Origin of the sequence: Paenibacillus sp. UMB7766-LJ446, from assembly GCF_030226665.1 — a bacterium.
Taxonomy (GTDB): Bacteria; Bacillota; Bacilli; order Paenibacillales; family Paenibacillaceae; genus Paenibacillus; species Paenibacillus vandeheii.
Genome location: NZ_JASOYM010000024.1, coordinates 1 through 18,296, shown reverse-complemented (window position 1 = coordinate 18,296; position 18,296 = coordinate 1). Strand labels below are relative to the sequence as shown.

Here is an 18,296-nt window from a genome sequence, read left to right as displayed (position 1 = left end):
CAATGGAAGCATCTGTGACAGGTGGACCTATCGGAAAGCAGCAACCTTGCAAGGGATGTAATGATCAATATGATGTAAAGATCAGTGAAGCCAAGATGGCGCGTCTCGTGGCGTTGGCTTCACGCTCACGTCCGGTAGTCGAGGATAGTGAATATGAGCGGCGTATGAGCATTTGCTCCCATTGTCCAGCTTTACAGTACGGCACGACCTGTCGCTATTGTGGCTGTCTCGTACAGGTGCGCGCCAAGCTGGTAGAGTCGACCTGTCCATTTCCATATGAGCCGCGATGGACCTGATTCGGAACGTATTTCCTTATTAATGAAGCAAGGCGGAGCTGCACTTTACAGGTGTGGCTCTGCTTTTTTTGGCGCTGATGGGCAATAACTCTGAATTTGGATTTGAATTGAGCGGGTGAACTGGATATAGTTATACAGTAGAGTGTAGGATAGCGAGCTATCCGGAAATATGAGCGCGTATAGCGGCACAACAATACAGGAAGGGCTGTTCTCACCGGCCGTGCCTGATTTTGCGTCGCCTCGAATATAATGGAGGTTAACATTCATGTCGAACATGCGACCGGTTCAGATCCGGCTGCACAGCCGTTATGAAGGTGAAGATGTACTGCAGGAAATGCAGGGTGAAGCCGTGTTGAAAGGATCTGTGCTCTATGTACGGTATGAAGAACCACAGACCGGACCCGAGGGCGGTATTACCCGAACAACATTGAAGCTGGGCGGACAATCCATCAAGATTATACGTCATGGCGAGGTGGAATCGGAGCAAACGTTTGAACTAGGCCGCAAGCTCCCTGGTTTTTACCGCTCGCCGTATATGTCGTTTGCCTTGTCCACGCATACACAGGAGCTGGAACTTTCCATTCAGGGATTGAGCGCACGCGCAGCGTGGAGCTACGACTTTTACCGCTTTGACGAAGAATCCGGACATTTCGCGATTAGTTTGCATATACAGGAGGAACCAATTTCATGACACGTAATCCATTAGATACGATTAACGAACGGGTAAGTACAGCCATCGGCAATGCCATTGTGACTGCCGGCATTGTTGCGCAGGAGGACCTGCCGACCATTACCCTTGAAGTACCACGCGAGAAAACACACGGCGATTTGGCGACCAATGCCGCTATGCAACTGACCAAGATTGCCAAGCGTAATCCACGCCAGATTGCAGAAGAGATTATTGCCAATCTCAATCTGACTGAAGCTGGAATCGAGAAGGCTGAAATTGCCGGACCAGGATTCATTAACTTCAAATTGGACAAGAGCTATCTCTATCCTGTGCTGGGGCTTGTACATGAGCAGGGTGAGAATTATGGAAGAATCAATGTGGGTGAAGGGCGCAAGGTCGAGATGGAGTTTGTCAGTGCCAACCCGACAGGCAGCCTGCATCTGGGCCATGCGCGTGGAGCGGCTGTTGGTGATGCGCTTTGTAACATCCTCGACTATGCCGGGTATGATGTAACACGTGAATACTACATTAATGATGCCGGTAACCAGGTGTTTAACCTGTCGCGCTCCATTGAAGCTAGATATTTGCAAGAACTGGGCCAAGATGCAGAGATGCCGGAAGACGGTTATCACGGTGAGGATATCAAAGGATTTGCCAAGGAGCTGGTAGCCGAGAAGGGCGATTCTTTGCTGTCCATGCATCCGGGTGACCGTGCTGCCTATTTCCGTGACTTCGGTTTGGAGAAAGAGCTGGACAAGATCAAACGTGACTTGAATCGCTTCCGTGTCAATTTCGACATCTGGTTCAGCGAAACTTCACTGTATGATAACGGAGAAGTGCTGCGTGTGCTTGACGAATTACGGGATCGTAATGAAATCTATGAGCAAGACGGAGCAACTTGGTTGAAAACCATGCAGTATGGTGACGACAAAGAGCGCGTTTTGATTAAAAATGACGGTACGTACACGTACCTTACGCCAGACATTGCTTACCACCGTGATAAATATGCGCGTGGATATGACACAATGATTAACATCTGGGGAGCCGACCACCACGGCTATATTCCACGGATGAAAGCGGCCATGCAAGCACTCGGCAACGATCCGGAGAAATTGGTCGTGTTGATTGCACAGATGGTGAGCTTGTTCCAGAACGGCGAGAAAGTGAAGATGTCCAAGCGTACAGGCAAAGCAGTTACGATGGAAGATCTCATGGACGAAGTAGGCATCGATGCCATTCGTTACTTCTTCACCATGCGCAGCATGGATTCTCATCTGGACTTCGACATGGACCTCGCCATTTCGACGTCTAATGAAAATCCGGTATTCTATGTACAATATGCTCATGCTCGGGTATGCAGCGTGTACCGTCAGGCAGAAGAACAGGGCATTGAGCTGTTGCCATTGTCACAGATCGACCTTTCGAAGCTGACAACGGAGCATGAATATGACCTTCTTCGCAAAATGGGTGAGCTGCCTGAAGAAATCGCGACTGCTGCTACGGGATATGCGCCTCATCGTATTGTTCGTTATGTATATGAACTGGCATCCCTGTTCCACAGTTACTACCGTGCAGAGCGCGTCATTACTGAAGACGCGGGACAAACCCAGGCGCGTCTGGCGCTGATCGGTGCTGTACGCACCGTCATCGCAACAGCGCTTCGTCTGGTGGGCGTATCCGCACCGGACAAAATGTAATACAAGCCTTGGCGGTGCTCAGCCGCCCTATGGCTTTGGCAAAAAGTCTCCATGCACCACGCCTGCAATGCAGCGTGGACATGGAGACTTTTTGCTGTGCCCGCGGCCATGGTTACACGGCCCGAGGCACTCAAGGCCAGCGCCGGCAGCCGGCGCTCCTTACCCTCCGCCCTCTTGCATTAGCTTGAGGGCGTCAATCTCGCCACCGCGTATTTTGCTCTTCGTGGTGGAGGTCTTGCGTGGGCGCAGCGGAACGGTCGAGCGCTTCACGAGCGTTTTGATCTCGGCTGGTGACAGGCCGGGATGCTTTGCAAGCAGGAGCGCTATGGCGCCGCTGACGTGCGACGTCGCCATGGAGGTGCCGCTCATCTCATGGTGCTTGCCTTGCACCCAGGAGGAGACGATTTTGTCCCCTGGCGCATACACATCGACGAATGCGCCTCGGTTACTGAACGAGGCAATCCGCCGGTTTTTGTCGGTTGCACCGACCGATATCGTTTGCTGATAACGTGCCGGATAATCAATGCTGCGGCGTTTGCCGTCATTTCCTGACGAAGCGACAATGACGATCCCGGCCTGATACGCACGGTTCACGACATCAAGTAATGCTTTGCTGCGCGTTTTCATGCCAAAGCTCATATTGATGATATCGACCCGATTGCGCACACACCAGTCAATTCCAAGTACGATGTCTGACACAAAGGCCGAGCCATTATGGTCGAACGCCTTCACCGGATAGATCAGCGAGCGGGGAGCTACACCGATCATGCCTGCCGTACTATTAGCTGCGGCAATGGTTCCGGCAATATGGGTGCCATGACCGTTATCATCATGAGGAAGCAGACTGCGGTTTAACAGATTGATTCCGCGTGCCAGCGAATAGCGAAGATCAGGGTGCTGATAATCGGCACCTGTGTCAATTACACCGATTTTTATCCGGTGCCCTGTGGAAACGGACCATACTTTGGGAGCGCGAATCTGCTTTACGCCCCAAGGTACGCCCTGAACGCTGCTCGGTTTACTGTGTAGCGCGGTGGCGGCATGCAATGAAATGGACACATCTTCTTCTACCGTAATGTCATCACTGTAGCGATATAGTTCTTCCGGGTCATGCACCGGGGCGATAATGGAGCGGGCCAGCCGGGAGGAGCGGACCGCACTAAGATCAGTAAATTCATTCCTCATCCGCGACAGTTCCACGAGGCAGGCTTCATATTGCTTCGGTTTGGCGAACCGAATTAGGTATCGCCGCCCCTGTTCTGGTTCGGGACGTTGCATTCCTTCAACCAATTGATGTAGAAAACCAGTATAGTCCATAATGGGCAGCCCCCTTCGGGATGAACATGCTGAGGTATTCTATGAATGCGTTCATCCCGCCGCATGGGGAACCTGCCCTTTTTTTACAAAAACACATTCTCTTCGTGTCAAAACGGGCGCAGGGACATATGATGGATGGAGGGCTAGAGGGCTCTTGCGGGGACCCTGGTGAGGAGCAATCCTTCAAGGGTATACAGTCAGAAGGCGGAGGGGGACTCCGTCTTTTTTATATGATGATGCCATTTTTGACCTAAAGATGATGTGCCCGCCAGACATCCATACATAAAAACTTGCTTTTTAACGCTAAATAGGTTTTACTTAGGTTTGTTAATGGATATGTTATACGTAACGTTCCAGTTCGTAGGGATATAAAGTGAATTATGTGTGAGAGGAAGTGTCTGTCAGTGAGTACCTCGCTCAATTTGAAAATTGATAAAGAAAAGGTCAGAGAGATTCCTTTGGTGGACCTCGCCTTTATGGTGCTGAAAGCGGCCAATACGCCGTATTACTACCGTGATTTGATGAATGAGGTAGCTAAACAGCGCGGAATGACTGATGAAGAAATCAACGAGTTTATCGCCCAGCTATATACCGAGATTAATATCGATGGCCGTTTTGCTTGCGTCGGTACGAGTCTGTGGGGCTTGAAGCGCTGGTATCCGGTAGCTGGATCGGAAGATACAATGACGGGTGCGAAGCGTCCGCGCATTATCAACGATGAAGACGATGATCTGGAAGATGAGGACTTCGGCGAAGAGGAAGACAGCTACAACAGCGACGAAGACTTCGATAATTCTGATGATGATCAGGACGAAGATGATGATGACGATGATGATGACGAAGACGACATCTTTGACGAAGAAGATAGCGATGAAGAAGTTCTGGTTGAAGATGACGATTTGGAAGAGGAAGACCTCGAGGAAGACGAAGAAGAAGAGTCTGAAGACGAGGCTGAATTTGACGACGATTCCGATAAGTAACCGTCATTTTTGACATCGATAGTTTACCCATTTTCCCCGCATAGTCAACCTTGACAGCAGACGGGGTAACGGGTAAACTATTGCATGGGCTTATGAATGAGCGACAAAATATTTATGTTTTTTATAAAAAGTGCCCCGTCCTGCGGGAGTACTTTTTTTGTATTTTTAGAGGCAGAATTTTGCAAAATGATTTGAATTCCGCATGCTCCCGGCCAACAATCCGTGGTCTGTTTTTGTATATCCAAAACACCAAATTCAATGATCCAATGATCTCTTTTTTGGGACAGATCTGGGTAATGGCTTCCGGAAGGTTTGCACCATTCTACGCTGTAGAACAACGTTGTTTACAAACGGTCTTCGCATGAAAGAGCAGTTCGCAGATGCAGGGAATTTCTGCCATTGCTCTTTTTAACGATGATTACCTGGGAAACGGGTTACGATAATACCATATATCGCCTGAATTCCGTACTTATATTAGGAGGGTAATAACAGTGACAAAGTATATTTTCGTGACAGGCGGAGTTGTGTCCTCCCTGGGCAAAGGGATAACGGCTGCCTCGCTGGGCAGATTGCTGAAAAACCGAGGGTTGAAGGTAACCATTCAAAAATTTGATCCATACATCAATATCGACCCGGGAACAATGAGTCCTTATCAGCATGGTGAGGTGTTTGTAACGGATGATGGCGCGGAAACGGATCTTGACCTTGGCCACTACGAACGTTTTATTGACATCAACCTCTCCAAAAACAGCAACGTCACGACTGGTAAAGTATACTCCTCCGTCATCAGCAAAGAGCGGCGCGGGGAATATCTGGGCGGAACGGTACAAGTCATTCCACACATCACGAACGAGATCAAAGAGCGTGTATTCCGCGCAGGACGTGAAGCGGGTTCGGATGTCGTTATTACGGAGATTGGCGGTACGGTGGGTGACATCGAGAGCTTGCCTTTCCTGGAAGCTATTCGTCAAATCAAGAGTGATGTAGGTCGTGACAACGTCATGTACATCCATGTAACACTTATCCCTTACATCAAGGCTGCTGGTGAAGTGAAAACCAAACCAACTCAGCACAGTGTGAAGGAATTGCGCAGCATCGGAATTCAGCCAAACGTTATTGTTTGCCGTACAGAGTATGAGCTTTCCAAAGACATGAAAGCCAAGATCGCTCTCTTCTGTGACATTGATGAAAACGCCGTGGTGGAATGCCGTGATGCAGACACATTGTACCAAGTGCCTTTGAATTTGCGTGAAGAAGGTTTGGACGAGATCGTGGTAAACCACCTGAAGCTGACTACTCCTGCACCGGATATGAGCGAGTGGGAAGGGCTGGTTGACCGAATCAACAAGCTGGAGCATACAGTGGAGATTGCCATTGTAGGTAAATATGTTGCTTTGCATGATGCTTATTTAAGTGTTGTTGAATCCTTGTCTCATGCAGGATTTGCATCCAATGCTGATGTGAAGATCCGCTGGATTCACTCCGAAGATATCACGGATGAGAATGTAGGCGACCTGCTGCACGGTGTAGGCGGAATCCTTGTACCTGGCGGATTTGGTGATCGGGGTATCGAAGGTAAGGTATCTGCAATTCGTTATGCCCGTGAGAAACAAATTCCGTTCTTCGGTATTTGCCTGGGTATGCAGGTGTCTGTTATTGAATATGCACGTTCCATCGTTGGTTTGACTGGAGCGAACAGCTCTGAGATTAATCCAGCTACGGAGTTCCCGGTAATCGACCTGTTGCCTGAACAAAAAGATATCGAGAACCTGGGTGGAACAATGCGTCTGGGTCTGTATCCTTGTAAGCTTCAGGAAGGTTCCCTGGCAATGGCTTGTTATGATGATGAGTTGGTCTATGAGAGACACCGTCACCGGTACGAGTTCAACAATGAATACCGTGAAGCGATTGAAAAAGCCGGTTTGGTTATTTCGGGTACATCCCCGGATGGACGTCTGGTTGAGATCGTGGAGCTTCCGGGTCACCCATGGTTCCTGTCAGTACAATTCCACCCGGAATTCACTTCCCGTCCGAACCGTCCACAGCCGTTGTTCCGTGAGTTTGTAAAAGCTTCTCTGGAGAGCGTTGGAAAATAAGCACTGATTATTAAACTATAAATAAAAGGATGTTCTTGGCAACCGATAAGGATGCCGGAACATCCTTTTTTTATATGTCGAGATAAGAGAAAATGGTTTTTGGCATTTTACGATGTAAGCAGGATTTCGATGGGGAAGGTAGAATACTTATCATGACGACTATGGGATTGTTATCCAGATTCAGACGTACATGCTTTCCTAATTCTAGGAGGTTAATCAGTGGAAAATAAAAAAGTGTTAATTGTCGATGACCAGAATGGTATTCGAATCCTGTTAATGGAAGTGTTCAGCAGCGAAGGATATAATACGTTCCAAGCGCCTAATGGGAAGATCGCCCTGGAGATAGTAAATAATGACAAACCTGATCTTGTACTGCTTGATATGAAGATTCCTGGCATGGATGGCCTGGAAATTCTGAAACATATTAAGGAAATTGATCCGGATATCAAAGTCATCATGATGACGGCTTATGGGGAACTGGACATGATCAAGGAAGCTACGGATCTCGGAGCGCTCATGCATTTTACGAAACCGTTTGATATCGATGAAATGCGAGTGGCAGTCAATATGCAGCTTCGAAATGATACTGCGAATAAGTGCAGCTGAATCCTGTGGATACAGGATTTTTTTGCGTGTGAAGCTTTGAGAGTCTGTGGGTGAGCATGACGGGTATTTCAGTCTGGTATCCGGGGAATATTGGAAATGGATACGCCATCATGCTGTGTCTATGAAAACTGTGCTGCAAAGCACAGCATTTTTGCAAATGCTTGTTTAGTATTTGACATGGGATGTGGTATAATAAGCCCGTATGTGATTTCGGCTAAAAACCATAGACACAACCCAACACCCCTAGGAGGATTGAAACCATGCCATTAGTATCTATGACAGACATGTTGAACAAAGCACTCGAAGGAAAATATGCAGTTGGTCAATACAACATCAATAACCTTGAGTGGACTCAAGCGATTCTTGCTGCTGCTGAAGAAGAGAAATCCCCAGTAATCCTGGGCGTATCCGAAGGCGCAGCTCGTCACATGAGCGGTTTCTTCACAGTAGTTAAAATGGTAGAAGGACTCATTCACGACATGAAAATCACCGTTCCAGTTGCTATTCACTTGGACCACGGTTCCAGCTTTGATAAGTGTAAAGAAGCGATCGATGCTGGATTTACATCCGTAATGATCGACGGTTCCCACCACTCCATCGATGAAAACATCGAAATGACTAAAAAAGTTGTTGAATATGCACACGCTAAAGGCGTTTCTGTAGAAGCCGAAGTAGGTACTGTTGGTGGACAAGAAGACGACGTTATCGGTGGTATCATGTACGCTGACCTGAACGAGTGTGTACGTATCGTTAAAGAAACAGGTATCGACACATTGGCTCCAGCTCTTGGTTCCGTACACGGTCCTTACCATGGCGAGCCTAACTTGGGCTTCAAAGAAATGGAAGAAGTTCGCGATGCAGTTAACGTTCCACTGGTACTGCATGGTGGTACAGGTATCCCTAAACATGATATCGACAAAGCCATTTCCCTGGGTACTTCCAAAATCAACGTGAACACTGAGAACCAAATTTCGTTCTCCAGAGTGGTTCGCGAAGTGCTTGCAGCTAAACCAGATGCTTACGATCCACGTACGTTCATCGTACCAGGCCGTGATGCAATCAAAGAAACCGTTAAAGGTAAAATTCGCGAGTTTGGATCCAACAACAAAGCGTAATTTGTCTTTACCAGTTCCATACTGTGTAAGTGGAAAGAACACCGCCTAGCCGGTGTCTTTCCATTTTCACGCCTTATTTCTACATCGAATGCCAACAGCACGTATTGCCGTTAACCGGCTGCAAAACACGTAGGGGGACATTAAGCTTTATGGAAAAATTAATGATTAGTGGCGGACGTCCGTTACAGGGAACTGTAACTATAAGCGGCGCCAAGAACAGCGCCATCGCGCTTATTCCTGCAGCATTGCTTGCCGAGTCAGAAGTCGTGCTGGACAACCTGCCGCTTTTGAGTGACGTGGCGGTTTATGCAGAAATTTTGGAGGAACTCGGTGCTCGTGTACATTGGGAAGGCAGTCAGATGAAGATCGATCCTTCCGATATCAAATCCATTCCCATGCCGAATGGTCCCGTGAAGAAGCTTCGTGCTTCGTATTATATGATGGGAGCACTGCTTGGGCGTTTTAAAGAAGCAACCATTGGTTTACCAGGAGGCTGCAACTTTGAGCCTCGTCCGATTGATCAGCATATCAAAGGGTTTGAAGCGCTTGGCGCAACCGTAACGAATGAACATGGCTCCATTCATTTGCATGCCAAAGAGCTGCGCGGAGCAAAGATTTATCTGGATGTAAGCAGTGTAGGTGCAACCATTAACATCATGCTGGCGGCTACTCGTGCCAAAGGCTCTACAATTATCGAAAACGCGGCTAAAGAGCCTGAGATTATAGATGTAGCAACACTTTTGAATTCAATGGGTGCCAGCATCAAGGGTGCCGGTACCGAAACGATCCGTATTGAAGGTGTGTCGGAGCTGAAGGGTTGCCGTCATTCCATCATTCCGGACCGGATACAAGCGGGCACGTATATGATCGCTGCGGCTGCAACACGTGGCGACGTTCTGATTGACAATGTGATTCCCAAACATCTGGAGGCTTTAACGGCAAAGTTGTTGGAAATGGGCGTTGGCATTGAAGAGCTCGACGAAAGTATTCGTGTCATTGGCAAGCCGAGATACAATCATGTAGACGTTAAGGCACTTGTCTATCCCGGTTTTCCGACGGATTTGCAGTCCCCGATGACCAGTGTATTGACACAGGCAACGGGGGTGAGTGTCCTGAGCGACTTTGTATATAGCAACCGATTTAAGCACGTTCCTGAGTTGGTACGCATGGGCGCAAAGATCCGTGTCGAAGGGCGCTCAGCTATTATTGAAGGCAGTGCTTTGAATGCGGCTAAGGTAAAAGCATCTGATCTTCGCGCTGGTGCAGCGCTGGTGATCGCAGGTCTCACCGTCAGTGAAGGTGTGACCGAAGTGACTGGCGTTGAATTTATCGATCGTGGCTACGATCATCTAGTAACCAACCTGCGTCTGCTAGGTGCAGATGTGTGGCGAGAAACAGATTAATTCTGTAAGGAATGGCGAGTTTTACGGCATTAAAGTGATTATTTTGACAGAACTGCATATCCTTACAGTAATTGGGTAAACCTGTTTTAATAGAGTTCTCAGTCTCTCCGGGATAAGACGAAATGTTCCTGTTTCCTTTACCGGAGGGTCTTTTTTTGAGTCAGACTTCATATGGCTGTAAGAACATCATTTCCTTTTCCCCAAACCCCGGTTTTGTTTGAACTGCGCTCCATAGCCGGTCTACCCGGATCGAACGCCTCATGTATTCGTGTTCACTCACTAGCGGATCTTGCCGAAAGCTGGCCATCCCGCCCGGAAACTTACACTCAAAGACAAGTATTTGCATTATAACGGTTACATTCCGTACAATGGACAGAAGAGAATTGCAGAACGATGCTGCTCTTATAGCCGGAACATCAAGCGAAACTATCCATTTCACGGACTTATTAATTGAATAGGTGGTTATTATATGGATCTACAAATTTCCGATTTGGAAGAAATGAAACTAACGGACCTCTACAAACTGGCCAAAAAATATCAAATTCCCTACTATGGCACATTGAAAAAGAAAGAATTGATCTTCGCCATATTACGTGCACAGGCTGAACAGAGCGGATTAATGTTCATGCAAGGCGTGCTCGAAATTTTACCTGAAGGCTACGGATTCCTTCGTCCGATCAATTACCTGCCAAGTACGGAAGACATCTACATCTCAGCCTCACAGATTCGCAAGTTTGACCTAAGAACAGGTGACCTCGTTTCAGGTAAGTGTAGAACACCTAAAGAAAACGAGCGATACTTCGGTTTGCTGCAAGTTAACGCTGTAAATGGTGAGAATCCATCGGCGGCTGCGGAACGACTTCACTTCCCGGCATTAACCCCATTGTACCCGCAGAAGAAACTGGTTCTCGAAACATCCCCCAACCATTTGTCCACACGCATTATGGATGTGCTCGCCCCGGTAGGACTGGGACAGCGCGGATTGATCGTAGCACCTCCCAAAGCGGGTAAAACACTTCTCCTCAAAGAAATCGCCAACAGCATCTCAACCAACAACCCAGAAATTGAACTATTTGTCCTGTTGATTGATGAACGTCCAGAAGAAGTTACGGATATGTCGCGTTCGGTTAAAGGGGAAGTTGTGGCTTCTACGTTTGATGAGCTGCCTGAGAACCATATCAAGGTTGCGGAATTGGTGCTTGAACGTGCGCTGCGTCTGGTTGAAGCGAAAAAAGATGTCGTTATCTTACTGGATAGCATTACGCGTCTTGCTCGTGCATACAACCTGGTTATCCCACCGTCCGGACGGACACTTAGTGGAGGTATTGACCCAGCAGCATTCCATCGCCCGAAACGTTTCTTCGGTTCTGCACGGAATGTGGAAGAGGGTGGAAGCCTGACGATTTTGGCTACAGCATTGATTGATACGGGATCGCGTATGGACGATATTATTTATGAAGAATTTAAAGGTACGGGTAATATGGAGCTTCATCTGGATCGCAAGCTGGCAGAGCGCCGTATTTTCCCGGCAATCGATATTCGTCGTTCCGGTACACGTCGCGAAGAAGTGTTGCTGAGCAAGGAAGAGCTTGATACAATCTGGGCGATCCGTAAAAACATGAACGATTCCCACGACTTTGTCGAAGGCTTCCTGAAAAAACTGCGTAATAGCAAAACGAATGCTGAGTTCTTGGCGGCATTTGACACAGCTGGCAACAGTCCGACAAGTAACTCCGGACAGACTACGACTCGGCGCTCGCCAAGACAGACTGCGGCTTCCGGTACAACTACCTAGAATTACGTCGTTGATTTAACTCCAATTTGTAGCGCTGCTGCTTAGAATAACAATATACTCGTCGTTTGGCTATAACCTATTAGATGTGAGGAGAACATCATGTATTTAGTATACGCAGATGAAAAAGGTAATGTATTTGATCATCCTTCCCTGTACGGGCTTGCCCGCAGCGGAGATATGATCGTCGAAATTATGGAGGATGAGCTGATTCCTTTGCCGGAAGGTGCAACGCTGGTTGGACTGCCGAGTACACGTCCGATTGGTATGGACCCGGATACTGGGGAGATGCTGCCAATGCCTAGCGACACCCAGGCGGTTGGGGCTTTGCTTCCGCAAGGATTCACTCGGTTGTGTCTGCCAGGGTATGTAAAGACGGATAAGGAGTACAAACTGCCGTTGTTCGGTTACTCGGCTGTCGTATGGAAAGATGGTGAGTTTTACGTCACTGCCCGGATGTCGGATCACCCAGATCAATGGAATCCGCTGAACTGTGATCGGGATGACGTACGTGCGGGTGTTAAACGTTTAACGAAGCAATATCCTGAAAACCGCCTCTATACCCATCTGTCCAATTGTGCCCTCGGGTATGAATGTCTGACTTCGTCTAATACCTTCCTGAATCGTTGGGAAGGCGGCGTTCCGGTATCTTATTCCTGTAACGCAGGTTGTTTCGGATGTATTTCTGAACAACCAGATGATAGTGGTTTCGTTTCCCCGCAGACCCGGATGAATTTCCGTCCGCGTGTGGACGAAATCGTTGAAGTCATGCTGGAGCACTTAAAGACACCGGAATCGATTATCAGCTTTGGTCAGGGTTGTGAAGGGGAGCCTTCCACACAGGCCAAATTGATTATTGAAGCCATTCGTGAAGTGCGCTCCATAACCGACATGGGATATATCAACATTAACACCAATGCCGGTTTGAATGACCACATGAGAGGTATTGTTGATGCGGGGCTTGATCTAATGCGTGTAAGTACGATCAGTGCATTGGATGACCACTATAATGCTTATTACAAACCTCGCGGATATACACTGGCCAATGTGGAAAAATCGATGAAATACGCTGCTTCCCAGGGTGTATATACGTCGATCAACTATTTGATCTTCCCGGGAGTAACGGATCGTGAGGAAGAGATTGAAGCGATGATTGAGTTTGCTCGCAGAACCGAGTTGCGTCTTATTCAAATGCGTAACCTCAATATTGACCCGGAGAGCTATCTGGAATTAATTCCTCCAGCTCAAGGTGATATTTTGGGCATGAAGCAAATGATTGAGATTTTTGAGGAAGAGCTGCCTGATGTCGTTATCGGCTCCTATACGCACGTTCCGCCAGCTGGAATGGCACGTCCAAAACGCCTGATCACTTCTTGACAATAATGGATTGCAACCGGGATTAGGCCGTGTTATAATCTTCGATGTTGTGCCATTTACTCTGGGTCCGCTTGAGGCTCAGGGCGGAAAGAGGTGAAAGGTAATGAAAGCAGCAATTCATCCTAAATACACGATTGGTCAAGTATCTTGCGCTTGCGGGAATACTTTTGAAACAGGTTCGGTTAAAGACGGACTTCGTGTAGAGATTTGCTCCGCGTGCCACCCGTTCTTCACCGGTAAACAGAAGTTTATCGATGCTGGCGGCCGTGTTGATCGTTTCAAGAAAAAATACGGAATCTAATTCAGCAATTCCTCGGGGATTGTCTGACTATTACATCCAAATCACCTCTGCCGTTCCGGCAGGGGTTTTTATATGTTTTTATGTAATTGTAGTGCTCTCCTATTCCCTCCGGTTGCAATTTAGACAACCTTAAGTTATACTATTTCTTACCGTGCTAGATGGGGAGGTAGCGGTGCCCTGTAACTCGCAATCCGCTACAGCGAGGTTGAATTCCTGCTAGAGGTTTTGTCGATGTGAGGTTTGGTCCCTTAACGTAGTGTTGACGGTTGGGTCCTCCGCAATGAGTACTCATGAACCTGGTCAGGTCCGGAAGGAAGCAGCCATAAGTGAGATCACTCTTGTGCCGGAGGGTTGCCTAGCCCGAGCTGTTGTTAAGGGGTGCCGCTTGGATCGCAAATATCGATAGCAGGTGCACGGCTTACCATTTAAATGTAGAGACCTTTGCAGTTGTATGTATGCAGAGGTCTTTTTGATATGTCTAAAAAAACCAGCATGATGAGTCAGATAAAGTTTGGATTCACCCCGGAATATAGTATAATGGGGGAACGACAAAGGACTCGAATGCGAAGTGGAAGGAAGGTAACGCATCATGGAGCATATCGCGTTATACCGGGCTTGGCGTCCCCAGTCGTTTCAAGATATGGTGGGACAACAGCATATTATTCAGACCTTGCAGAACGCGATTCGTGAACAGCGGACTTCCCATGCCTACTTGTTTAGCGGGCCCAGAGGAACAGGGAAGACAAGTGCGGCCAAGATTTTGGCCAAAGCTGTAAACTGCGAACGCGGGCCTGCGCCTGAGCCTTGTAACGAGTGTGAAGCTTGCCGCAGGATTACGACTGGCGCTGTAATGGATGTGCAGGAAATTGATGCCGCATCCAACCGTGGCGTTGAAGAAATCCGCGATCTTCGGGAAAAGGTGAAATACGCCCCGACTGAAGTCCGGCAGAAAGTGTATATTATTGACGAAGTGCACATGCTGACGACAGAGGCATTCAATGCGCTGCTCAAAACATTGGAAGAGCCTCCGCCACATGTGATGTTTATTTTGGCAACAACAGAACCCCATCGTCTTCCGGCGACAATTATTTCTCGCTGTCAGCGATTTGATTTTCGCCGGGTATCCCTGGAAGAACAGACGGCACGACTTACGCTGATTTGCGAACAGGAAGGCATGGAAGCAGATCGGGACGCACTCCAGTATATCGCCCGCCTGTCTGACGGAGGGATGAGGGATGCACTCAGTGTCTTGGATCAGATCTCTTCCTTTACAGATGGAAGGGTGACCTATCAGCAGGTTATGGATATGACCGGAGGCATTCCTTCTGAACAGTTTGCGAAGCTGGCTGCTTCTCTCCTTAAGGGTGATGTAGGTCAGATCTTGCAAATGATCGAAGGGTTCATGCATGAAGGTAAGAGTGCGGACAAGTGCATGGAGAATTTACTTTATTATTTCCGCGATTTGCTTATGATTAAGATGGTGCCGGATGCAGATAAACTGACGGATCGGGTGCTTGATCCCGAGTCTTTCCGTGATATGGCGGAATCATTCACCAAGGAACAGCTGTTTCAGATGATTGATACCCTTAACCGGTACCAGAGCGAAATGAAATATGCAGTACAGCCGCAGACACTGTTTGAAGTAGCTCTCCTTAAACTGTGCAGCATTCCTGCACAAGGGGCGACATCGGGTGAGGTATCGGGTTCGGTTGGTACGGCTCCTGCCGTATCCTCGTCAGCGGATGGTGGGGAGATCAACCGATTGAAGCAACAGCTTGCTGAACTGGAGAAAAAGCTGGATCGTGCGCTTAAGGGGGGTTTGTCTGGGGGAGAGGCTGCATCAAATGCTCCTTCACGTCCGGCAACAAGAGCTCCGGTGTCGAGAGGCAATTCGCCAGCGAAGCTGCCTGCACAGCTCGATCAGTATGTTGCGCGTAAGGGATCTCCTGAGTTTGTGGAGGTCAGCAAGAAGTGGGGGCAGATCCTGCAGCGCGTAAAAGAAGAGAAAGTAACCGTTCACGCCTGGTTTATGGATGGTGAACCGGTATCCCTGCTGGAAGACAATGTTCTGGTGGCATTTAAGAACAACATCCACCGTGAAACTACGGAGAAGCAGGCTAATCGCGAAGTGATCGAACGGGTGCTGTCTGAACAGCTTGGACGTTCAGCGCGTCTTGTGACGATGATGCTCAAAGATTGGACCGGAGCGATGGAAGGAGCTACTGAAACGCCAAAGGAGGACTTTAAGCTTGAACCTGAGCATGAAGACGGCGGTTCAGGCAACAAGCAGCCTTGGATTGACGAAGCCATCCAGCTCTTTGGTGAGGACCTTGTAGTGATCAAAGAATAGATATACATGCGCCTGGCGCGATAACTATACTAAAGGAGATGAATAATCATGAACAACATGAACCAAATGATGAAACAAGTGAAGAAAATGCAGGAGCAAATGCTGAAGGCACAGGAGGAGCTGGCGGACAAAACAGTCCAAGGTACTTCTGGTGGCGGTGTTGTAACTGCAGAAGTTAACGGACATAAAAAATTGCTGGCAATCACAATCAAGCCAGAAGCGGTTGATCCAGAAGATGTTGAGATGCTGCAGGATCTGGTTATGACAGCAGTTAATGACGCAATGACCAAAGCTGATGAAATTGCGAACCAGGATATGGGTAAATTCACAGGTGGCATGAAAATTCCGGGATTATTTTAATTTAAATTGATCCTATCAAAGGAGACGCAATCGATTGTATTATCCCGAACCGATAGCGAAGCTGATTGATGCCTTCACCCGTTTGCCGGGTGTTGGCCCCAAGACGGCCGCGCGACTAGCTTTTCATGTGCTTAACATGAAGGAAGATGACGTTATTGATTTTGCCAAAGCACTCGTCAGTGTGAAGCGGAATCTCCATTACTGTTCGGTGTGCTGTAATATTACGGATACTGATCCTTGTCGGATCTGTCAGGATAAATCCAGGGATGTCTCGGTAATCTGTGTAGTCCAGGATTCCAAAGATTTGGTGGCTATGGAGCGTACCAAGGAATTTGACGGATACTATCATGTGCTGCAGGGTGCGATCTCTCCTATGGAGGGGATAGGTCCAGATGATATCCGTCTGAAGGAGCTTTTGACTCGGTTAAGTGATGAACGGGTTAAAGAACTGATTCTGGCTACAAATCCGAATATCGAAGGTGAGGCCACGGCAATGTATATTTCCCGTCTGGTCCGTCCGTTTGAGATATCGGTGACTCGGATTGCCCATGGATTGCCTGTTGGGGGCGACCTGGAGTATGCGGATGAAGTGACTCTTTCCAAAGCGCTGGAAGGGCGTAGGGAAATGAGATAGTTGTGCGTGTTGCTTGATGAGAGTGTGCACATATAATAATTTAATTTCTTAAACAAAAGAATAGATGAGTTTGGATTACTTTGGAGAGCCCTTTAGGCTCTCTTTTTTTGTTCTAATAATCGTTTTAACGTTGGTAAAATGTGAAGACTCTCAATTCTTATGATGTATAAATATTTAGCCGAAGAATTGCGTTGACATCAAATTAACGATTGATTAAATTATTTAGCTCAGTTCTAAGTTTGTCCTTTCCCTGATATGTATGAGAATATGCTGTGCTGATCAGGAGGGAGAGGGCTTATGTTGATATGGCGAAATGTAGGGAGATCGGTGGAGAAACGTGAAAGATTGCTAAAGGAAATGGAAGAAGACCAGATCTATTCAGATATTCAGAAAGCCAAGGCGGAGTGGGAACGGGCGGTCAGACAGTTTGAAGAGGCACAAGGGGAGGATGAGATAGATTATGCGATCTATGTATTGGAAGCTGCGGAGCGTAAATATCAGATTCATTTGAAGCGGGCTAAGCGTTTTTTAGGGGTTAATAGGGCGTCTATAGGTGATCGAGGGATGGGAATGTAAGTGATGGTATACTATCCAAACTTGGGGGTGTTGAACATGAAGAGCATTATATTAGGCAGTGTGCTTGTTGTATCGTTACTGGGGTTGGTCATCATCTTGTTTAGAAAACGGATTGGGCTATCCTTCTTTACATCATTCGGGATACATCTGGTATTGGCTGCGGTAGGGATATATATCGTTAATTATTCAGGCTGGATCACCGGAACTTACATTCCACTGAACCCTGCCACAATAGGTACTGTAAGCATTCTAGGATTGCCGGGAGTTGGATTGTTGTTGGGTTTAAAAATTTCTTTGTTTGGGTAGTTGACTCCCCAGATAATTATATGGTACATTATATCTCGTTGCTTTGCTTGATTGGTTAATTGCTTTTGACGAAATGACTGAGTTTGTTAAGAACTTGAAAAAAGAATTTCAAAAAAAGCTTGACTGAAACAAATGAAGTATGGTATATTATAAAAGTCGCCGCTGAGAGAAAATGGTGACGAAAAAGCGAGAAAATTATCAGGTTTGATCTTTGAAAACTGAACAACGAGTGAGTAACGATCTTGCTTGCAAGATCGACGCTGAGAAATCGGTACATGTCTTCGGACCGTATGATTTCGAAGCACAAATGAGATTTTTAATCTCGTCAGTTTCAAAATGAGCTTATCGCTCTTTTCAATACTTTATTGGAGAGTTTGATCCTGGCTCAGGACGAACGCTGGCGGCATGCCTAATACATGC

The 18,296-nt window shown here is 47.5% G+C and carries 17 protein-coding genes and 1 other RNA gene; 17 read left to right on the top strand and 1 reads right to left on the bottom strand.

What is annotated here, in order from left to right:
• The first annotated feature begins 2 nt into the window (after positions 1 to 2).
• From QP794_RS32260 to argS, 3 genes are all read left to right on the top strand, one after another.
• Positions 3 to 296 (top strand): DUF6171 family protein, encoded by a 294-nt coding sequence (locus QP794_RS32260; protein ID WP_285080732.1) that lies wholly within the window; start codon positions 3 to 5, stop codon positions 294 to 296.
• Positions 297 to 561: 265 nt separating this feature from the next.
• On the top strand, positions 562 to 987 hold the full coding sequence (locus QP794_RS32255; protein WP_079345574.1) for a YwiB family protein: 426 nt from the start codon (positions 562 to 564) through the stop codon (positions 985 to 987).
• Positions 984 to 2,663: an arginine--tRNA ligase gene (gene argS, locus QP794_RS32250; protein WP_285080731.1), complete on the top strand. Its 1,680-nt coding sequence runs from the start codon at positions 984 to 986 to the stop codon at positions 2,661 to 2,663. The genes QP794_RS32255 and argS overlap by 4 nt, the downstream gene beginning before the upstream one ends.
• Positions 2,664 to 2,822: 159 nt before the next feature.
• Here the strand turns inward: argS and QP794_RS32245 are convergent, their stop codons facing one another.
• The gene (locus tag QP794_RS32245) at positions 2,823 to 3,980 is read right to left on the bottom strand and encodes a S8 family peptidase (RefSeq protein ID WP_285080730.1); all 1,158 of its coding nucleotides are present in this window, start codon (positions 3,978 to 3,980) and stop codon (positions 2,823 to 2,825) included.
• Between the two features lie 404 nt (positions 3,981 to 4,384).
• On the opposite strand from QP794_RS32245, the gene rpoE reads away from it, so the two are divergent.
• From rpoE to QP794_RS32175, 14 genes are all read left to right on the top strand, one after another.
• Positions 4,385 to 4,960, top strand: coding sequence for a DNA-directed RNA polymerase subunit delta (rpoE, locus tag QP794_RS32240; protein ID WP_285080729.1), 576 nt, complete (start codon positions 4,385 to 4,387; stop codon positions 4,958 to 4,960).
• A 491-nt stretch (positions 4,961 to 5,451) separates the two neighbouring features.
• Positions 5,452 to 7,056 carry a CTP synthase gene (locus QP794_RS32235; RefSeq protein ID WP_024628782.1) on the top strand — a complete coding sequence of 535 codons (1,605 nt, stop codon included), beginning with the start codon at positions 5,452 to 5,454 and terminating at the stop codon, positions 7,054 to 7,056.
• A gap of 219 nt (positions 7,057 to 7,275) precedes the next feature.
• On the top strand, positions 7,276 to 7,662 hold the full coding sequence (locus QP794_RS32230; protein ID WP_024628781.1) for a response regulator: 387 nt from the start codon (positions 7,276 to 7,278) through the stop codon (positions 7,660 to 7,662).
• Between the two features lie 260 nt (positions 7,663 to 7,922).
• Positions 7,923 to 8,777 carry a class II fructose-1,6-bisphosphate aldolase gene (gene fba / locus QP794_RS32225; RefSeq protein WP_285080728.1) on the top strand — a complete coding sequence of 285 codons (855 nt, stop codon included), beginning with the start codon at positions 7,923 to 7,925 and terminating at the stop codon, positions 8,775 to 8,777.
• A gap of 149 nt (positions 8,778 to 8,926) precedes the next feature.
• Positions 8,927 to 10,180: a UDP-N-acetylglucosamine 1-carboxyvinyltransferase gene (locus QP794_RS32220; protein WP_024628779.1), complete on the top strand. Its 1,254-nt coding sequence runs from the start codon at positions 8,927 to 8,929 to the stop codon at positions 10,178 to 10,180.
• Between the two features lie 469 nt (positions 10,181 to 10,649).
• Positions 10,650 to 11,975: a transcription termination factor Rho gene (rho, locus tag QP794_RS32215; RefSeq protein ID WP_024628777.1), complete on the top strand. Its 1,326-nt coding sequence runs from the start codon at positions 10,650 to 10,652 to the stop codon at positions 11,973 to 11,975.
• Between the two features lie 99 nt (positions 11,976 to 12,074).
• Complete coding sequence (locus QP794_RS32210) at positions 12,075 to 13,349, top strand: radical SAM family protein (protein WP_079345588.1); 1,275 nt, start codon at positions 12,075 to 12,077, stop codon at positions 13,347 to 13,349.
• Positions 13,350 to 13,452: 103 nt separating this feature from the next.
• A complete protein-coding gene (rpmE, locus tag QP794_RS32205; RefSeq protein ID WP_024628775.1) occupies positions 13,453 to 13,650 on the top strand; it encodes a 50S ribosomal protein L31 in 198 nt (65 codons plus the stop codon).
• Positions 13,651 to 13,799: 149 nt separating this feature from the next.
• Positions 13,800 to 14,067: signal recognition particle sRNA large type (ffs, locus tag QP794_RS32200), an RNA gene on the top strand.
• Positions 14,068 to 14,239: 172 nt separating this feature from the next.
• The gene (gene dnaX / locus QP794_RS32195; protein ID WP_285080727.1) at positions 14,240 to 16,000 is read left to right on the top strand and encodes a DNA polymerase III subunit gamma/tau; all 1,761 of its coding nucleotides are present in this window, start codon (positions 14,240 to 14,242) and stop codon (positions 15,998 to 16,000) included.
• 48 nt (positions 16,001 to 16,048) lie between these two features.
• Complete coding sequence (locus QP794_RS32190) at positions 16,049 to 16,360, top strand: YbaB/EbfC family nucleoid-associated protein (RefSeq protein ID WP_024628773.1); 312 nt, start codon at positions 16,049 to 16,051, stop codon at positions 16,358 to 16,360.
• A gap of 34 nt (positions 16,361 to 16,394) precedes the next feature.
• Positions 16,395 to 16,994 carry a recombination mediator RecR gene (recR, locus tag QP794_RS32185; RefSeq protein WP_062329683.1) on the top strand — a complete coding sequence of 200 codons (600 nt, stop codon included), beginning with the start codon at positions 16,395 to 16,397 and terminating at the stop codon, positions 16,992 to 16,994.
• Positions 16,995 to 17,291: 297 nt separating this feature from the next.
• Positions 17,292 to 17,570 carry a DUF2508 family protein gene (locus tag QP794_RS32180; RefSeq protein WP_029880699.1) on the top strand — a complete coding sequence of 93 codons (279 nt, stop codon included), beginning with the start codon at positions 17,292 to 17,294 and terminating at the stop codon, positions 17,568 to 17,570.
• 36 nt (positions 17,571 to 17,606) lie between these two features.
• The gene (locus QP794_RS32175; protein WP_285080726.1) at positions 17,607 to 17,876 is read left to right on the top strand and encodes a pro-sigmaK processing inhibitor BofA family protein; all 270 of its coding nucleotides are present in this window, start codon (positions 17,607 to 17,609) and stop codon (positions 17,874 to 17,876) included.
• Positions 17,877 to 18,296 lie beyond the last annotated feature (420 nt).

Bases quoted from the DNA above. Each gene is read 5' to 3' on its own strand.
- QP794_RS32260 (WP_285080732.1), top strand. From the start codon at position 3: ATGGAAGCATCTGTGACAGGTGGACCTATCGGAAAGCAGCAACCTTGC.
- QP794_RS32255 (WP_079345574.1), top strand. From the start codon at position 562: ATGTCGAACATGCGACCGGTTCAGATCCGGCTGCACAGCCGTTATGAA.
- argS (WP_285080731.1), top strand. From the start codon at position 984: ATGACACGTAATCCATTAGATACGATTAACGAACGGGTAAGTACAGCC.
- QP794_RS32245 (WP_285080730.1), bottom strand. From the start codon at position 3,980: ATGGACTATACTGGTTTTCTACATCAATTGGTTGAAGGAATGCAACGT.
- fba (WP_285080728.1), top strand. From the start codon at position 7,923: ATGCCATTAGTATCTATGACAGACATGTTGAACAAAGCACTCGAAGGA.
- QP794_RS32220 (WP_024628779.1), top strand. From the start codon at position 8,927: ATGGAAAAATTAATGATTAGTGGCGGACGTCCGTTACAGGGAACTGTA.
- rho (WP_024628777.1), top strand. From the start codon at position 10,650: ATGGATCTACAAATTTCCGATTTGGAAGAAATGAAACTAACGGACCTC.
- QP794_RS32210 (WP_079345588.1), top strand. From the start codon at position 12,075: ATGTATTTAGTATACGCAGATGAAAAAGGTAATGTATTTGATCATCCT.
- rpmE (WP_024628775.1), top strand. From the start codon at position 13,453: ATGAAAGCAGCAATTCATCCTAAATACACGATTGGTCAAGTATCTTGC.
- dnaX (WP_285080727.1), top strand. From the start codon at position 14,240: ATGGAGCATATCGCGTTATACCGGGCTTGGCGTCCCCAGTCGTTTCAA.
- QP794_RS32190 (WP_024628773.1), top strand. From the start codon at position 16,049: ATGAACAACATGAACCAAATGATGAAACAAGTGAAGAAAATGCAGGAG.
- QP794_RS32180 (WP_029880699.1), top strand. From the start codon at position 17,292: ATGTTGATATGGCGAAATGTAGGGAGATCGGTGGAGAAACGTGAAAGA.
- QP794_RS32175 (WP_285080726.1), top strand. From the start codon at position 17,607: ATGAAGAGCATTATATTAGGCAGTGTGCTTGTTGTATCGTTACTGGGG.